The 16,625-nt window shown below is 67.2% G+C and carries 13 protein-coding genes; 3 read left to right on the top strand and 10 right to left on the bottom strand.

Annotated elements, in window-relative coordinates:
• The first annotated feature begins 356 nt into the window (after positions 1 to 356).
• Positions 357 to 1,892 carry a BCCT family transporter gene (locus SZ55_RS17900; RefSeq protein WP_044409272.1) on the top strand — a complete coding sequence of 512 codons (1,536 nt, stop codon included), beginning with the start codon at positions 357 to 359 and terminating at the stop codon, positions 1,890 to 1,892.
• Between the two features lie 91 nt (positions 1,893 to 1,983).
• Here the strand turns inward: SZ55_RS17900 and betI are convergent, their stop codons facing one another.
• The 6 genes from betI to SZ55_RS17870 all read right to left on the bottom strand — a co-directional run bounded on the left by betI (position 1,984) and on the right by SZ55_RS17870 (position 8,453).
• Positions 1,984 to 2,574: a transcriptional regulator BetI gene (gene betI, locus SZ55_RS17895; protein WP_044409242.1), complete on the bottom strand. Its 591-nt coding sequence runs from the start codon at positions 2,572 to 2,574 to the stop codon at positions 1,984 to 1,986.
• Positions 2,575 to 2,791: 217 nt separating this feature from the next.
• Positions 2,792 to 3,649: a glycine betaine ABC transporter substrate-binding protein gene (locus SZ55_RS17890; protein ID WP_044409239.1), complete on the bottom strand. Its 858-nt coding sequence runs from the start codon at positions 3,647 to 3,649 to the stop codon at positions 2,792 to 2,794.
• A 121-nt stretch (positions 3,650 to 3,770) separates the two neighbouring features.
• Positions 3,771 to 4,715: a choline ABC transporter substrate-binding protein gene (locus SZ55_RS17885; protein WP_044409236.1), complete on the bottom strand. Its 945-nt coding sequence runs from the start codon at positions 4,713 to 4,715 to the stop codon at positions 3,771 to 3,773.
• A gap of 35 nt (positions 4,716 to 4,750) precedes the next feature.
• Complete coding sequence (locus tag SZ55_RS17880) at positions 4,751 to 5,647, bottom strand: ABC transporter permease (RefSeq protein WP_044409233.1); 897 nt, start codon at positions 5,645 to 5,647, stop codon at positions 4,751 to 4,753.
• 1 nt (position 5,648) lies between these two features.
• On the bottom strand, positions 5,649 to 6,845 hold the full coding sequence (locus SZ55_RS17875) for a quaternary amine ABC transporter ATP-binding protein (protein WP_044409231.1): 1,197 nt from the start codon (positions 6,843 to 6,845) through the stop codon (positions 5,649 to 5,651).
• Positions 6,846 to 7,514: 669 nt separating this feature from the next.
• Positions 7,515 to 8,453: a choline ABC transporter substrate-binding protein gene (locus SZ55_RS17870; protein ID WP_044409228.1), complete on the bottom strand. Its 939-nt coding sequence runs from the start codon at positions 8,451 to 8,453 to the stop codon at positions 7,515 to 7,517.
• Positions 8,454 to 8,720: 267 nt separating this feature from the next.
• On the opposite strand from SZ55_RS17870, the gene SZ55_RS17865 reads away from it, so the two are divergent.
• Positions 8,721 to 10,097, top strand: coding sequence for an L-serine ammonia-lyase (locus SZ55_RS17865; RefSeq protein ID WP_044409225.1), 1,377 nt, complete (start codon positions 8,721 to 8,723; stop codon positions 10,095 to 10,097).
• A 418-nt stretch (positions 10,098 to 10,515) separates the two neighbouring features.
• Positions 10,516 to 11,610 (top strand): GlxA family transcriptional regulator, encoded by a 1,095-nt coding sequence (locus SZ55_RS17860; protein ID WP_044409222.1) that lies wholly within the window; start codon positions 10,516 to 10,518, stop codon positions 11,608 to 11,610.
• A 730-nt stretch (positions 11,611 to 12,340) separates the two neighbouring features.
• Here SZ55_RS17860 and SZ55_RS17855 read toward each other — a convergent pair.
• Genes SZ55_RS17855 through dgcB form a run of 4 tightly spaced genes read right to left on the bottom strand, consistent with a single transcriptional unit; the run spans position 12,341 to position 16,609 of the window.
• Positions 12,341 to 12,586, bottom strand: a complete 246-nt coding sequence (locus SZ55_RS17855; RefSeq protein ID WP_044409219.1) for a hypothetical protein — start codon at positions 12,584 to 12,586, stop codon at positions 12,341 to 12,343.
• 25 nt (positions 12,587 to 12,611) lie between these two features.
• The gene (etfB, locus tag SZ55_RS17850; RefSeq protein ID WP_044409216.1) at positions 12,612 to 13,391 is read right to left on the bottom strand and encodes an electron transfer flavoprotein subunit beta; all 780 of its coding nucleotides are present in this window, start codon (positions 13,389 to 13,391) and stop codon (positions 12,612 to 12,614) included.
• On the bottom strand, positions 13,381 to 14,613 hold the full coding sequence (gene etfA / locus SZ55_RS17845) for an electron transfer flavoprotein subunit alpha (RefSeq protein WP_044409213.1): 1,233 nt from the start codon (positions 14,611 to 14,613) through the stop codon (positions 13,381 to 13,383). The genes etfB and etfA overlap by 11 nt, the downstream gene beginning before the upstream one ends.
• 37 nt (positions 14,614 to 14,650) lie before the next feature.
• Positions 14,651 to 16,609, bottom strand: coding sequence for a dimethylglycine demethylation protein DgcB (dgcB, locus tag SZ55_RS17840; protein ID WP_044409210.1), 1,959 nt, complete (start codon positions 16,607 to 16,609; stop codon positions 14,651 to 14,653).
• Positions 16,610 to 16,625: the final 16 nt, after the last annotated feature.

Raw genomic sequence — 16,625 nt, 5'->3', positions numbered from 1 at the left:
GTCCTCTCAGGTCTCGTTACGCAAGGCGGGGTGCCTTTGTGCACCCCTTTCTCGTGATTCCAGGACGGCAAAGGGCCGCCCGATCAGGGTGAAAACGAGCCTACTTTATTTTTATTGAACGTTCAAACAACAAAGAATAAGCTGCGCGGCATGGACCGATGTGCGGCAGTTCGCCGCACCCTGTCCAGGCCGCAATGCAGAGGCTTCGCCGGGGTTCATGAGCGGGTCGGGCAGGGCGGCGCGGGTCTGTGGTTGCGCCGACAGGCGCGTGCCTTAACTGCCTTGGAGCTCTGCTGTCCATGAGTACCGCCTCTTCCCACCACGGCCACGGTGTGCAGCCGCGGCTGAATCCCGTGGTGTTCTTCGGATCGACGGCGTCGATCCTGCTGCTCACCCTCGTGCTGATCCTCTTCCCCGAACAGGCCGGCCTCTGGCTCGGCAAGGCCCAGGCCTGGCTGTCCCGCAGCTTCGGCTGGTACTACATGCTGGCGATCGGTGCCTACCTGTTCTTCGTCCTCTACGTGGCCTTCTCCCGCTACGGCAACCTGCGCCTGGGGGCGGACGGCGAGCGTCCGGACTTCAGCTACGGCGCCTGGGCGGGGATGCTGTTCTCCTCGGGCATCGGCATCTCGCTGCTGTACTTCGCGGCGTCCGAGCCGCTGGATCACCTCTACAACCCGCCGGAAGGCGAGCCCGGTACCCAGCACGCCGCACGCCAGGCGCTGCAGCTGACCTTCCTCCACTGGGGTGTGCATGGCTGGGCGATCTATGCGCTGGTGGGCCTGGCCGTCGGCTACTTCGCCTACCGCCACAACCAGCCGCTGGCATTGCGCTCGGCGCTCTACCCGCTGTTCGGCGAACGCCTGATGAAGGGTTCGGTGGGCAATGCGGTGGACTGCTTCGGCATCTTCGTCACCCTGCTGGGCCTGGTGACCAACCTGGGCATCGGCTCGCTGCAGGTCTCCTCCGGCCTGGAGTACCTGTTCGGCTACCCCCACAGCCAGACCGCGCTGCTGGCGGTGATCCTGGTGATGAGCCTGGTGGCGACCCTGGCCGCTGTATCGGGCATCGAGAAGGGCATTCGCCGGCTGTCCAACCTGAACATCATCCTGTTCAGCGGCCTGCTGCTGTTCGTGCTGCTGGCGGGCAATACCCTGCACCTGCTCAACAGCCTGGTGCAGAACCTGGGTGACTACCTCAACGGCCTGGTGCTGAAGACCTTCGACCTCTACGTCTACACCGGCCAGAGCGGCAAGAGCGAAGCCTGGATGGGCCTGTGGACCCTGTTCTACTGGGCCTGGTGGATCTCCTGGGCGCCCTTCGTCGGCATGTTCATCGCCCGTATCTCCCGTGGCCGTACCGCCCGTGAGCTGGTGTGCGGGGTGATGCTGATCCCGCTGGGCTTCACCCTGGCCTGGCTGTCGGTGTTCGGCAACAGCGCCCTGGACCTGGTGATGCAGCAGAACGCCGTGGAGCTGGGCAAGGCCGCGCTGGAGCAGCCGTCCATGTCCATCTACCTGCTGCTGGAGCACTACCCGATGGCCAAGGTGGTGATCGGCCTGTCCATCTGCGTGGGCTTCGTGCTGTTCCTCACCCCGGCCGACTCCGGCTCGGTGATGCTGGCCAACCTGTCCCGCAAGGGCGGCGAACTGGACGAGGACGCGCCGAACTGGCTGCGCATCTTCTGGTCCGTGGTGATCACCCTGGTGACCATCGGCCTGCTGTTCGCCGGCAACTTCACCGCCATGCAGACGGTGGTGGTGCTGGCGGGGCTGCCGTTCTCGGTGGTGCTGCTGCTGTACATGTTCGCCCTGCTCAAGGCGATGCGCGCCGACCTCGACGGCGAAGCCCTGGAGCGCCGTTCACCGGTGTCGGTGCCCGGCCCGGTCTGACCGGCCCGCAATGCGAAACGCCCTGGGGGAAATCCCGGGGCGTTTTCGTTTCAGGCGGGTAGCGCGTCGTTGGGTAGCGCGGGAAACGGGGTCAGCGGGCGGCTTTGGCCAGTTGCTGGTCCAGGTAGTCGTAGGCGATGTGCAGGGACTGTCGTGTGTCGACGTCGCCGGAGAGGGCGCTGCGCAGCCACAACCCGTCGATCAGCGCGGCCAGGCCACGGGCGGCCGCACGCGCGGTCTGGACGTCCAGCACCCTGCGCAGCTCGCAGCACAGGTTGGAATAGAGGCGGTGGTCGTTGACCCGCTGCAGGCGGCGCAGGGACGGGTGGTGCATGCTGGCGGCCCAGAAGGCCAGCCAGGTCTTCATGGCCGGGCCGTTGACCTGGCTGTCGTCGAAGTTGCCCTCGATGATCGCCCGCAGGTGGGCCCGGGGGCTGCCGTCCACCAGGGCGGCGCGGCGCTCGCGCACGGCGGTGCTGAGGGCCTGCATCAGGTGGCGCATGGTGGCCTCGAGCAGGCCGTTCTTGTCCTTGAAGTAGTGGCTGATGATGCCGTTGGAAACACCGGCGAGGCGCGCGATGTAGGCGATGCTGGCGTCGGCCATGCCGACCTTGTCGACGGCCTCGAGGGTGGCATGGATCAGTTGCGAGCGGCGGATCGGCTGCATTCCGACCTTGGGCATCGGGGATTTCCACCATTTTGTGTGGGTATCGGGAAGGCGGAGTCTAGGGCGTAATTAATTGATTGATCAATCAGCGTCGTCGTCGCAGGCGGGAAGGGGCCGAGGTGCCCGGTGATGGAGCTGTTTTGCCCTGCAGGGCATCCAGGCGCTGGGGCACGGCCCATGAAAAAGCCCCCGACGGCAGGGCCGGCGGGGGCTTGGACGAGCGTGGCGCGGCTTACTTCAGCCACTCCTCCACGCGCTGCGGGTTCTTGGCGATCCAGGCCTTGGCGGCCTCTTCCGGCTTGGCGCCTTCGCGGATGGCCAGCATCACGGCACCGACTTCCTCGCCGCTCCAGGAGAATTTCTTCAGGAAGGCGGTGGCATCGGCGGCCTTGGCTTCCAGGCCCGGGTTGACCACGGTGTCGACGTGTTCGTCATCGCCGAAGACCTTCTTCGGGTCTTCCAGGAAGCGCAGCTTCCACTTGGCGAACATCCAGTGGGGGATCCAGCCGGTCACCACGATGGGCTTCTGGGCTTTCTCGGCGCGGGTCAGGGCGGTGGCCATGGCCGGGCCGGAGCTGGGCATCAGCTTGATGTCCAGGTTGTATTGCTTGATCGCGTCCTCGGTGCGGCGCATCACGCCGGCACCGGCGTCGATCCCGGTGATCTTGCCGTCGAAATCGGCCTTGTAGGTGTTCAGGTCTTCGATGGATTTGGCCTGGACGTAGTCCGGCACGATGAGGCCGATCTTGGCCCCTTTGTAGTTGGAGCCGAGGACGACCACCTTGTCCTTGAGCTTCTCGTAGTACTCGCCGTGGGTGGCCGGCAGCCAGGCCGAAAGGGTGGCATCCAGGTCGCCCCGGGCCACGCCCTGCCACATGATGGCGGGCTCCACCGGCTTGAGGTCGACGCCGTAGCCGAGCCGTTCCTTGAGGATTTCGCCGGCGACATGGGTGGCGGCGACGCTGTCGTCCCAGCCGTTGACGTAGCCGATCTTCAGGGTGGGTTTGTCAGCGGCATGGGCCGTACCGAGGCCAAGGGCCAGGGCGGCGATGCCGATGGATTGCAGACACAGGGACTTCAGCTTTCGCATACGTATTGCTCCATCAGGTGGGATTGGCAGCATTGCTACGTTGGAGGCCTGAACCCGTTCTTGGGCGGGCTTGGCGAGTCCGCGCACCGTGGCCGGGCGGCCACGGTGGCGGAAAGGGAAGTCAGAGACCGAGGTGCTTCTTGACGGCAGCGGCGCCATCCTGGCCGTCGAAGGTGGTGACGCCGGCGAGCCACTTGTCGAGCACGGCGGGGTTGGCTTTGAGCCAGGKGGTGGCGACCTTCATCGGGTCTTCCTTCTTCAGGATGTTCTCCATCAGCTGGCTTTCCATCTCGACGTTGAACTGCAGGTTGTTCAGCAGCTTGCCGACGTTGCCGCAGCGGGCCTCGTAGTCCGGCGGTACCACGGTGTAGACCTTGGCGGCGCCGTAGTCGGGGCCGAACACGTCATCGCCGCCGGAGAGGTAGGTGATGTCGAACTGGGTGTTCATCGGGTGGGGGGCCCAGCCGAGGAAGACCACCGGCTCCTTCTTCTTGATGGCGCGCTGCACCTGGACCAGCATGCCCGCCTCGGAGGACTCGACCATGCGGAAGCCGCCCAGTTCGAACTGGTTGCCCTTGATCATCTTGTCGATCAGCAGGTTGCCGTCGTTACCCGGCTCGATGCCGTAGATCTTGCCGCCCAGCTGGTCCTTGAACTTGGCGATGTCCTGGAAGCTCTTCAGGCCGGCTTCGGCCGCATAGGTGGGCACGGCCAGGGTGTACTTGGCGCCTTCGAGGTTGGCGGTCGGCAGCACCTTCACGCCGTTGTCCTTGGTGAAGGGCTCGATCACCGCGTCCATCGACGGCGCCCAGTAGCCCAGGAAGACGTCGATCTGCTTGTTCTTCACGCCGGTGAAGGCGATCGGCACCGAGGCCATGATCTTGCGCGGGTTGTAGCCCAGGCCCTCGGTCAGCACCATGGCCACGCCGGTGGTGGCGGAGATGTCCGCCCAGCCGATTTCCGCGAAACGTACCTGCTTGCAGCTTTCCGGCTCAGCGGCCCAGGCGCCTTGCATCAGCGCACAGGCCAGCAGCCCGACTCCCGCCATTTTCTTCATGTTCTTCATCAGCAACTCCCCTGGTACTCGTTTATTGGCGTTTCTTAGGAAGGCTTCACCTGGCGCTGCAGCCGTGCCCGGGCGCTGAACCAGCCGAACAGGCTGGCACGACCCTGGACGCGCGGGGTGCCGAAACTCTCGGTGATGCGGTCGAGGATGATCGCCAGCAGCACCACGGCCATGCCGCTCTCGAAGCCCAGGCCGATGTCCAGGCGCTGGATGCTGGCGAGTACGTCGTTGCCCAGGCCGCCGGCGCCGACCATCGAGGCGATGATCACCATCGACAGCGCCATCATGATGGTCTGGTTGACCCCGGCCATGATCGACGGCATCGCGTTGGGAAGCTGCACCTTGTATAGCAGCTGCCAGCTGGTGCAGCCGAAGGATTGGCCGGCCTCGACGATTTCCTTGTTCACCTGGCGGATGCCGAGGCTGGTCAGGCGCACCGCCGGGGGCATGGCGAAGATCACCGTGGCGATGATCCCCGGCACGCGGCCGAGGCCGAAGAGCATGGCGGCGGGAATCAGGTAGACGAACGCCGGCATGGTCTGCATGAAGTCGAGGATCGGCCGGATGATGATGGCCACCCGCTCGCTCTTGGCGGCCCAGATGCCCAGCGGGATGCCCAGCAGCAGGCTGATGAGGGTGGAGGAGAAGGTCAGGCCGAGGGTGACCACGGTCTGCTCCCAGAAGCCGGTGAGCACGATCAGCACCAGCGAGGCGGCGGTGAACAGCGCGAACTTCACGCCGATGCGCCACAGGCCGAGGCCGACGAACACGGCGATCAGCAGCCAGGCCGGCGGCCACATCAGGAAGCGCTCGATCAGCTCGGAGAAGCCGCTGACCACGGTGCCCACGCTCTCGAAGGCGCCGCCGTAGTTTTCCAGCAGGTGCTGGACGACGTCGTTGACCCAGCTGCCCAGATCCAGTTTCTCGCTCATCTCAAACCCCCTGCAGTCGGCTCAGCAGGCGGCCCTTGCTGATCGCCCCGGCATAGTGGCCCGCCTGGTCGATGACCGGGATGGGGCCTTCGTTGTCCACCAGGCGCTCGATCACCTGGTCCAGTGGCAGGTCCTCGGGCACCGGCACGATCTGCTTGAGCAGGTCCGGTTCGAGGCTGCGGGAGCGGCCGTCCTCCACCAGCAGGGCGATCTTCTCCAGGCTGATGGAGCCGCGGAAGCGGTTGTCCTCGTCGACGATGAAGGCGTAGTGCTTGTCCATGGCCTGCAGCTCGCGGCATACCTGCAGCGCATCGGGCGCCTTGCCGTTGTGCACATAGAGCGGGACGCTGTCGGCCTTGAGCTGGCCAGCGGTGAGGTAGCGGCTGGTGTCGACGGTGTCGAAGAAGTTGCGCACGTAGTCGTTGGCGGGCTTCTCGATCAGCTCCTGCGGGGTGCCGACCTGGACCAGCTTGCCGCCTTCCATGATGCCGATGCGCGAACCGATGCGCATGGCTTCCTCGATGTCGTGGGAGACGAAGATGATGGTGCGGCGGTGGGTCTTCTGCAGCTCCAGCAGCACGTCCTGCATCTCGCGGCGCTTGAGCGGGTCGAGGGCCGAGAAGGCCTCGTCCATGATGATCATCGACGGGTCCACCGCCAGGGCGCGGGCCAGGCCCACGCGCTGCTGCATGCCGCCGGAGAGTTCGTGGGGGTACTTGTGGGCGAAGGGCGCCAGGCCCACCTGCTCCAGCACTTCCATGGCGCGACGCTCGCGCTCCTTCTTGCTCTTGCCGGCCACTTCCAGGCCGAAGGCGGCGTTGTCCAGCACGGTGCGCGAGGGCATCAGGGCGAAGGACTGGAACACCATGCTCATGTCGCGACGACGCAGGTCGATCAGCTGTGCCTTGGGCAGCTTGGCCACGTTCTGGCCGTCGATGAAGACGTCGCCCGCGGTCGGTTCGATCAGACGGTTGATGAGGCGGATCAGGGTGGACTTGCCGGAGCCCGACAGGCCCATGAGGACGAAGATCTCGCCCTCCTCGACGCTGAACGAGACGTCGCTGACGCCGATCACCGCGCCACGTTCAGCGAGAATCCGTTCCTTGCTCCAGCCTTGCTTGAGCAGGTCGATGGCTTCTTGTGGCTGTTGGCCGAAAACCTTGTAGAGGTTCTGGACCACGATTTTTCCAGACTGCATGGGATCATTCCCCTTCGGTAGGCATCCTTGTCGGACACGCGTGCTCGCGGGCTCCCATCCAGGGCGCGGCGCCAGGTGCTGTCGACTGTTCTTGCCTGTGTGGGTTTACTGGTTCCAGGGCCTGGCAGGGAGGCTGTGCGACGTCGAACCGACGACCGGGTGCCCACGGATTCAGACAGCCACCCTCACCCCGCAGGGCATGGACGCCTGATCGAATCCTTGAGTTCCTGTCCTTCGTTGCGCTGAGTTGCAAACCGCTTTCCACACCCTCTGGCAGTGCTACGTGACCCGATCCCTGGGTCATTCCACACCTCGACCGGAGGTGCGCGTACATCCGAAATTTCTTGTAGGGCCACGTCCCGTCAGGAGGGCATGGCCGCTTTGTGTTCTTCGGTCCGGGGCGGAGGGCCCCGGTCTGCCGCACCTCCCTGGGAGCGTGGCAGCGACGAAATCGGCTGTCTCAACGATATAGCCTCGGCATACCGGCAATTGTCGGTTTACGACCCTGACGTGTTGGGCGACGACATCAGCCAATGGCGGAAAACCTTAACAGAAAGTTTTTGCCCGGCGCGACCGCTGGAACCCGCGTGGCGACTGGCCTGCAGCGCTTGCGCAGGCTGCAGGCCAGGGCAGCCGGGGGCTGCGGTGGAGTGGAGGGAACGACAGAAATCAGGGTTCGGCGGCCAGGTTCAGGGCAGGATCCGCCGGTTTTCCGTCGCGGGTGGTGACGCCTTCGAGCCAGCGCGCCAGGTCGGCGGGGTTCTCCTTCAGCCAGGCCTTGGCCTCGCGGCGACGGTTGGTGCTCTGGTTGAGCACGGCGCCCATCAGGTGGTTCTCCATGGCCAGGGAGAAGCGCAGGTTCTTCAGCAGGCGCCCGAGGTTCGGGCACTCCTTGGCCAGCCCTGCACGGGTGTTGGTGTAGACGGTGGCACCGCCGAAGTTCGGGCCGAAGTAGTCGTCGCCGCCGGCCAGGTACTGCATCTCGAAGGTGTTGTTCATCGGGTGCGGCTCCCAGCCGAGGAACACCACCCACTGCTTGAGGTGCTCGGCGCGCTTCACCTGTGCCAGCATGCTGCTCTCGCTGGACTCCACCAGCTGGAAGTCACCGACGCCGAAGGCGTTCTCGCTGATCATCCGGCCGATCAGCTTGTTGCCGTCGTTGCCCGGCTCGATGCCATAGATCTTCCCGCCCAGCTCCTTGCGAAAGCGCGCCAGGTCGGAAAAGTTCTTCAACCCGCCGTCCCACGCCGCCTTGTTCACCGCCAGGGTGTACTTGGCGCCCTCCAGGTTGGCGCCCAGGGTGTCGACGCTGCCTTTCTCGCGGTAGGGGGCGATGTCGTTCTCCATGCTCGGCATCCAGTTGCCGAGGAACACATCAATCTTCTTGTCCGCCATGGCCTTGTAGGTGTCGGGCACGGACAGGCGCTTGACCTGGGTGCTGTAGCCCAGCTCGGTGAGCACGTAGCGGGTCACGGCGGTGGTGACGGTGATGTCGGTCCAGCCGACATCGGCGAAGCGAACGGTGGAGCAGGACTCCGGATCGGCAGCCTGGGCCAGCAGCGGAAAGCACAGCGCTGCGGCCAGGCCCCAGGTTTTTCTAGGGTTCATGGTCTTATCCACAGGGTGTTTCGGATCGGGGAAACCCGCGTGGCGAACGATGCGCTGCTGGCCGGAGCGGGGCGCCTGGATCATGGCGCCGTAGACGTGTCGCTTTCTACGAAGCAGGTCGCAAGCAGGACGTCGCTGTCGTTTTTCCACGCTCGATGTGGGGATAACGGGCGACGCATTCGGACACGAGCAAGTCGGTGTGGGACGTTCGCCGATCACGGAAATGCCGATGATGTGCGCGATGCAACCCAGTCAGCGGAGAGTCCCGTGGCCATCAGCGTGTTCGACCTGTTCAAGATCGGTATCGGCCCATCCAGTTCCCACACCGTCGGGCCCATGCGCGCCGCCGCGCTGTTCGTCGGCGCCCTGCGCGAGCGCCACCTGCTGGAACGCGTGCGTCGGCTGGAGGTGAACCTCTATGGCTCGCTGTCCGCCACCGGCGTCGGGCACGGCACCGACCGCGCAGTGATCATGGGGCTGATGGGCGAATGGCCCGACCAGATCGACCCGCAACTCATCGCCCCGCGCATCGCCACGCTGATGGAGCGCAACGAACTGCTGCTGGACGGTCGACTGCCGGTGCCCTTCGTCTGGTCGCGGGACATGCGCCTGTTGGACGAGAACCTGCCCTACCACCCCAACGCCATGACCCTGGTGGCCCTCGGTGAGGACGGCGAACTGCACCGCGACACCTATTACTCCGTCGGGGGTGGCTTCGTGGTGGATGCCGAGCAGGCCGCCTCCGGCCGCCTCGACCAGGACACCACCGCGCTGCCCTATGATTTCTCCAGCGGCGACGAACTGCTGCAGCTCTGCCAGCGCCACGGCCTGCGCGTGTCCGAGCTGATGATGGCCAACGAGCGCGCCTGGCGCAGCGACGAGGCGATCCGCAGCGGCCTGCTGCGCCTCTGGGCGGCCATGCGCGAATGCGTGGAGAACGGCCTGCGCCACGAGGGTGTGCTGCCCGGCGGCCTCAACGTGCGCCGCCGCGCCGCGCGCCTGCACCGCAGCCTGCTGGACCTGGGCAAGCCCAACGTCATCGGCTCCACCATGAGCGCCATGGAGTGGGTCAACCTGTATGCCCTGGCGGTGAACGAAGAGAACGCCGCCGGCGGGCGCATGGTCACCGCGCCCACCAACGGCGCCGCCGGCATCATCCCCGCCGTACTGCACTACTACATGCGCTTCAACCCCGAAGCCTCCGATGACGACGTGGTGGCGTACTTCCTGGGCGCCGCCGCCGTCGGCATCCTCTGCAAGAAGAACGCCTCCATCTCCGGCGCCGAGGTGGGTTGCCAGGGCGAGGTCGGCTCCGCCTGTGCCATGGCCGCCGCCGGCCTGGCCGAAGTGCTCGGGGCCAGCCCCGAACAGCTGGAGAACGCCGCCGAGATCGCCCTGGAGCACAACCTCGGCCTCACCTGCGACCCGGTCGGCGGCCTGGTCCAGGTGCCCTGCATCGAACGCAACGCCATTGCCGCAGTGAAGGCCATCAACGCCGCGCAGATGGCCCTGCGTGGCGACGGCGAGCACTTCATCTCCCTCGACCGGGTGATCCGCACCATGCGCGACACCGGGGCCGACATGCACGACAAGTACAAGGAAACCTCCCGCGGCGGCCTGGCCGTCAGCGCCATCGAGTGCTGACCCGCCCGTGCCCCCGGCCCGGGCGCGCCGCCGCCTTTTGGTGCGTCGCGCCCGGAGCGGATTAAAAGACCTCCTGACCAATCGGTCACATCACGCGCCGTTCGTCTGTTACGGCCCACATTCCCGGATGTAGCGGGGTGACAGCGGCCCTCCAGTCCGGTGCTACCGAACACCCCAGACGCCAGGAATCACGCGGCCTGGCGGTCGCTATCAGAATGTTTCTGTCGCTCTCGCCTAGCCCCGCTGGCATGGGGTTTGGATGAATCGACGCATTTTTATTGAACAGCTGATCAATCCAGGCATGGCCTTTGCCTTGTAGAAAGGGCAACCGTCTGGGTCAGCGCGTACCAGAACCACCAATAAGAAAGAGGGCCTCGCAATAGAGGCTCAATGCGTGTTTAGCGTGAGGGTTTCGCAGATGTCACAGTCCACCACCGGCTCCCAGCCTCAGAATCGCGTCCCCCAAACCATCGGCTTCCTGCTGCTGGACAACTTCACCCTGATCTCCCTGGCCTCGGCGGTGGAACCGCTGCGCATGGCCAACCAGCTTTCCGGCAAGGAGCTGTACCGCTGGTACACCCTCAGCCAGGACGGCAAGCCGGTCAGCGCCAGCGACGGCCTGCAGATCACCCCCGATGCCGGCCTGGAGAATGCGCCGGCGCTGGATGCGGTGATCGTCTGCGGCGGGGTGGACATCCAGCACAGCGTGACCCGCGAGCACCTGCACTGGCTGCAGGTGCAGTCCCGCCAGGGCCGCCAGCTGGGCGCCGTGTGCACCGGCAGCTGGGCGCTGGCCAAGGCCGGCCTGCTGGACGGGTTCGACTGCAGCGTGCACTGGGAATGCCTGGCGGCCATGCAGGAAGCCTTCCCCCGCGCCGCCGTGACCACCCGCCTGTTCTCCATCGACCGCAACCGCAACACCTCCTCCGGCGGCACCGCGCCGATGGACATGATGCTGCACCTCATCGGCCGCGAGCATGGCCGCGAGCTGGCAGCGGCGATCTCCGAGATGTTCATCTACGAGCGCATCCGCAACGAGCAGGACCACCAGCGCGTGCCCCTCAAGCACATGCTCGGCACCAACCAGCCGAAGCTGCAGGAAATCGTCGCGCTGATGGAGGCCAACCTCGAAGAGCCCATCGACCTGGACGAACTGGCCTGCTACGTCGATGTTTCCCGTCGCCAGCTGGAGCGCCTGTTCCAGAAGTACCTGCACTGCTCGCCGTCGCGCTACTACCTCAAGCTGCGCCTGATCCGCGCGCGCCAGCTGCTGAAGCAGACCGCCATGTCGATCATCGAAGTGGCCTCGGTGTGCGGCTTCGTCTCCACCCCGCACTTCTCCAAGTGCTACCGCGAGTACTTCGGCATCCCGCCGCGCGACGAGCGCGCTGGCCAGAACGCCAACGTCGTCGCCCTGGTGCCGCTGCCCGAAGACCTGCGCCGCCCCTCCACCGCCGGCGTCGCCCTCAGCCGCGCGCAGAGCGAATCCACCTTCGCCAGCGTCCGCCTGTAACCCATCCGGGGCCGCCCAGCGGCCCCGTTCCCCAAAACGTCCCTGTAGCCCGGGCTTCAGCCCGGGAAACTCCCCGGCTGAAACCCGCCCATAGGAGCGCGCTCTGCTCGCGGAGGTTCTTCCCTAGCCCACCCTGCCCGCTCCCGGACTGAAGTCCGGGCTACGCGGTCTTGCCTGGGGCTTGGGTGCGGGGCCTTTCGCGGTTGAAACCGCTCCCACGGGGCTGGTGCCGGCTTGCGGGAACTGCTGGATTCGATGCGGTTCGCCGAGCTCACCGCATCCTACGTCGCATGCGATGGGGGGCGGAGGCGGACGTAGGATGGGCTGAGCTGTGCGAAACCCATCGGCACCAGGGTGCGTCCTCAGCCGTCCCGGAACGTCCCCGTAGCCCGGGCTTCAGCCCGGGAAACTCCCCGGTTGACGCACGCCCGTAGGAGCGAGCGCTGCTCGCGAAGGTTCTTCCCCAGCCCATCCTGCCCGTTCCCGGACTGAAGTCCGGGCTACGCGGTTTTGCCTGGGGCTTGGGTGCGGGGGGCTTTCGCGGTTGAAACCGCTCCCACGGGTGCCGACCTTTGGGAGCGGTCGCGTGCGGTGGGTGCGGAGGCGGACGTAGGATGGGCTGAGCTGTGCGAAGCCCATCGGTGCCAGGGGATGCCTCGTGTCGGCGGGCGACGGTTTTGCGTGGGCATGAAAAAGGGCGCCAGTGGCGCCCTTCGTCGTTACGGGGGAATCAGCGCGGCACCAGGGCCGGGAGCAGGGTGCGGGAGATGGCCTCGCGCACCTGGGGCAGCAGGGTGGCGTTGCCGCCCAGCAGCTCCTCCACCAGGCGCCGCAGGGCGGTGGCGCGTTCCGGGCTGAGGCCGCTGACGGCGTGTTCGCACGCCTGTTCGGCGCTCACCCCCGGCGGAATGCTGAGGCCCAGTGCAACCAGCCGGTCGCGGAAGTCATCCTGGTCGATCAGATCGGCATGCATCATGTCGGTGTCTCCTCCTGGTGCTGCGTCAGCGCAGCACGCCCTCTTCCTGCAGCAGTTTGAAGATAGCCTCGGCACCCGCTTCCGGCGAAAGGTCCTTGAGGACCTGACCGCCACCACCGGAGGCCTTGGCCGTTGCCGCCTTCATCCGCTCGGCACCGGTCTTGGCCTTGATCACCTTGAGGCGCTTGGGGCGCGGGCGGGCGGGTTGCAGCTGGCTGTCGGCGAACAGCTCGTCTTCTACCACGTCCACGTCTTCGGCACTTAGCTGTCCGCGACGCGCCGGGCCGTAGGCGCTCTGCCGTGCGGCCGGGGCGGCGTTGTCGACGCTGGCGAGGAACGGCAGGCGCACCTTCAGCCGGCGCCGCTGGCCACGGGGCAGGGCTTGCAGCACCTGGGCGACGCCGTTGTCCACCTTCTCCACCTCGGCCAGGCCCACCACCAGCGGCCAGCCGAGGCGTTCGGCCAGCAGGTAGGGGAGCATGCCCGAGCCTTCGCCGGTTTCCGCCTGGCTACCGGTGAGCACCAGCTGCGCGCCGCTGTGCTGGATGAAATCGCCGAGGGCCGGCAGGGCGTCGTCACGCGGGCCCTGCTCCAGCACCACCAGCTCGGTCAGGCCCATGCCCAGGTAGCTGCGCAGGGCGTCTTCCCGGGGATCGCCGGCGTGCACCACCCGCAGCTGCGGGCCGGCCAGGCGCAGGCCCAGCTCCACCGCGCGGGCGTCCTGGTCGGCGCGGCGCGGACGGCCGGACGTGGGGTGGGCGCCGACGGAGACGAGGCTGACGATCTTCAGTGCGTCATGCGGCATCGCGTGCCCCTCCCTGACGGTATTGCCGTACCCGCTCGATGAGCGCGGCGAGGATGGCGCCGGAGTCGCCGATCACCGAGAGATCGGCGCGTTTGATCATGTCGCAGCCCGGGTCCATGTTCACCGCCACCACCTTGTCGCAGGCGCCGATGCCCTGCAGGTGCTGTATGGCCCCGGAGATGCCCACCGCGAGGTAGACCCGCGCGGTGACCCAGGTGCCGGTGGCGCCGACCTGGCGGTTGCGCGGCATGTGGCCGTCGTCCACCGCCACGCGGGAGGCGCCTTCGGTGGCGCCCAGCTCGCGGGCGGCCTGGTGGAACAGGTCCCAGTCCTTCACGCCGTTGCCGCCGGAGAGGATGAACTCCGCTTCGGCCATGGGGATCTGCGCCGGGTCCACGGCCACCGGGCCGAGGTCTTCGATGCGCGGCAGGCTGTGGGCGATGGCGTGGGTGAGTTCCAGGGCGCGGGCCTCGTGGCGGGTCTCGCTGACCGGCTCGGCGCATTCGGCGGCAGCCAGCACCAGGCGCGGCAGGCGCCGCACCAGGTCTTCACGGCCGGCACCGGCACGGCCCGTGGCCTGCTGGTCGGCCACCTGCCAGACGCGGGTGGCGGGGCGCTCGCCGAGCTTGGCGGCCAGGCGCCGGCCCAGCTCGCCGCCACCGGTGCGGCTGTCGGGCAGCAGCCAGTGGCGCGGCGCCAGCTGGCTTTCCACGGCGCTCAGGGCCAGCACCCGCGCTTCCGGCGAGTAGCCGTCGAAGGCTTCACCGGGGATGCGCAGCAGGCGGTCGACGCCAGCGGTGTCGAAGGCGCTTTCCTTGTCCTCGCCGAACACCACGGCCACCACGGCGCCGTCACTGCCGGCGAGCTTGCGGGCCAGGCCGAGCAGGTCCTTGTCGTGGCTGGAGAGGCGGCCGCCGACCATGTCGGGCACCACGCAGACGTGGAAGGCCGGTTGTTCGATGACCAACAGCGGCAGCTGCACCACCTCGGGCGCGCTGCTGCGCTTGCCAGCGGTGCCCTGCTGGGCGCCGCTGCGGTCGATGCGCTTGACGCCGTTGGGGCCGATGAAGCCGGCGGCGGCCACATGGGGGTTCTTGCGCAGCACGCCGTTGGGGCCCATCCAGCTGGCCTGGCCCTGGGTCTGCAGCAGGCCGTGCAGCGGGTGCAGGCGGTTGCGGGCGATCCACTCGGCGCGTGGGTCGCGGCGGATGATGTCGCTCATGCTCGGGTCTCCAGGCGGGGGAGGCGGTGGATGGGCATCACGCCACCTCCATGGACGCTTTGGCGGCGGCCGGTTTCTTCACCTCGGCGGGGGCCTCGATGAGCACGTCGGCCACCAGTTCGGCGATGTCCTTGATCTCCGGGCGCGGGGCGACCACGCCTTCGAGCATCGCGGTGCACTGCGGGCAACCGACGGCCACCAGTTCGGCGCCGGTTTCCTTGATGTCCACCATGCGCATGTCGGGAATCCGCTGCTTGCCGGGGATGTCGGTGATCGGTGCGCCACCACCGCCGCCACAGCAGCGGGAGCGGAAGCCGGAGCGTTCCATTTCCTTCACCTCGATGCCGATGGCCTTGAGCACGGCGCGGGGCGCTTCGTACTCGCCGTTGTAGCGGCCGAGGTAGCAGGGGTCGTGGTAGGTCACGCTGCCGGCCTTGCTCTGGCCGAGGTTCAGTGCGCCGCCGCGCACCAGCTCGTCGATGAAGGTGGTGTGGTGCAGGACGTCGTAGTGACCGCCGAGAGCGCCGTACTCGTTCTTCAGCACGTGGAAGCTGTGGGGGTCGCAGCTGACGATGCGCTTGAAGCGGTACTTGGCCAGGGTGGCGATGTTGCGCCTGGCGAGGGTCTGGAAGGTGGCTTCGTCACCCAGGCGCCGGGCCACGTCGCCACTGTCGCGCTCTTCCAGGCCGAGCACGGCGAAGTCAACGTTGGCGGCCTTGAGCACTTTCACGAAGGCGCGCAGGGTGCGCTGGTTGCGCATGTCGAAGGCACCGTCGCCGACCCAGAACAGCACGTCCGCCTGCTGCTTGTCGCTCATCAGCGGCAGGTTCAGGTCCGCCGCCCAGTTCAGCCGGCCGCCGGGGGCGAAGCCGCCGGGGTTGTCGGTGGCGATGAGGTTTTCCAGCACCTCGGCACCCTTGTTCGGGGTGGCGCCCTTCTCCAGGGTCAGGTGGCGGCGCATGTCGACGATGGCGTCGACGTGCTCGATCATCATCGGGCACTCTTCGACGCAGGCGCGGCAGGTGGTGCAGGACCACAGGGTCTCGGCATCCACCAGGGCCTTGCCCTCCAGGGACACGATGGGCTGGTGCGGGCCGCCGCTGTGCTCACCCAGGGCCTTGCCAGGGTATGGGCTGCCGGCGAAGGAGGCGTCGTTGCCGCCGGCCAGGCCGATGACCATGTCCTGGATCAGCTTCTTCGGGTTCAGCGGCTGGCCGGCGGCGAAGGCCGGGCACATGGCTTCGCACTTGCCGCACTGCACGCAGGCGTCGAAACCGAGCAGCTGGTTCCAGGTGAAGTCGGTGGGTTTCTCCACGCCCAGCGGGGCGCTCGGGTCGGTCAGGTCCAGGGCCTTGAGGCCGGTGGAGCGGCCGCCACCGAAGCGTTCGGCGCGGCGGTGCCAGGCCAGGTGCAGGGCCCCGGCGAAGGCGTGCTTCATCGGCCCGCCCCAGGTCATGCCGAAGAACAGCTCGGACACGCCCCAGGCCACGCCCACGGCGAGGAGGGCCGCGAGGAACCAGCCGCCGAAGCCGGCCGGGAGGATGCCGGCCACCGGCAGGGTGGCGATGAAGAAGCTCGCGGAGAACATCAGCAGGCTCTTCGGCAGGCGCATCCACGGGCCCTTGGACAGCCGCGCCGGCGGGTTGCGCCGGCGCTTGGCGACGAACAGGGCGCCGACGAACATCAGCGCCGTGGCCGCCAGCAGGGCGAAGCCGAGGATGCGGCTGTGCAGGCCGAAGCCATGCACCAGGATCGCCAGCAGCGCCGCCAGGACGAAGCCGCCGGCGGTGGCGACGTGGGTCTTGGACATGTACGTGTCGCGCTCGACCACGTGGTGCAGGTCCACCAGGTAGCGGCGCGGCATCTTCATCAGCCCGCCGAGCCAGTCGACCTGCGACGGGCGGCCCCGGCGCCACATGAGGAAGCGCTTCGCGGCGCCGAGCACGGCCAGACCGAGGGCGGTGAAGAGCAGGAGGGGAAGAATCGTGTTCAGCATTGCTGGTCTCCCTACG

Origin of the sequence: Pseudomonas sp. FeS53a (assembly GCF_000931385.1) — a bacterium.
Taxonomy (GTDB): Bacteria; Pseudomonadota; Gammaproteobacteria; order Pseudomonadales; family Pseudomonadaceae; genus Metapseudomonas; species Metapseudomonas otitidis.
Note: the sequence above shows the minus strand (reverse complement) of the source record. Positions and strands in the feature narration are given on the sequence as shown.

Excerpts from the sequence above, each read along its gene's own strand:
- betI (WP_044409242.1), bottom strand. The coding sequence starts at position 2,574 with ATGCCCAAGGTCGGAATGCAGCCGATCCGCCGCTCGCAACTGATCCAT.
- SZ55_RS17890 (WP_044409239.1), bottom strand. The coding sequence starts at position 3,649 with ATGCGAAAGCTGAAGTCCCTGTGTCTGCAATCCATCGGCATCGCCGCC.
- SZ55_RS17880 (WP_044409233.1), bottom strand. The coding sequence starts at position 5,647 with ATGAGCGAGAAACTGGATCTGGGCAGCTGGGTCAACGACGTCGTCCAG.
- SZ55_RS17875 (WP_044409231.1), bottom strand. The coding sequence starts at position 6,845 with ATGCAGTCTGGAAAAATCGTGGTCCAGAACCTCTACAAGGTTTTCGGC.
- SZ55_RS17870 (WP_044409228.1), bottom strand. The coding sequence starts at position 8,453 with ATGAACCCTAGAAAAACCTGGGGCCTGGCCGCAGCGCTGTGCTTTCCG.
- SZ55_RS17860 (WP_044409222.1), top strand. The coding sequence starts at position 10,516 with ATGTCACAGTCCACCACCGGCTCCCAGCCTCAGAATCGCGTCCCCCAA.
- SZ55_RS17855 (WP_044409219.1), bottom strand. The coding sequence starts at position 12,586 with ATGATGCATGCCGATCTGATCGACCAGGATGACTTCCGCGACCGGCTG.
- etfB (WP_044409216.1), bottom strand. The coding sequence starts at position 13,391 with ATGCCGCATGACGCACTGAAGATCGTCAGCCTCGTCTCCGTCGGCGCC.
- etfA (WP_044409213.1), bottom strand. The coding sequence starts at position 14,613 with ATGAGCGACATCATCCGCCGCGACCCACGCGCCGAGTGGATCGCCCGC.
- dgcB (WP_044409210.1), bottom strand. The coding sequence starts at position 16,609 with ATGCTGAACACGATTCTTCCCCTCCTGCTCTTCACCGCCCTCGGTCTG.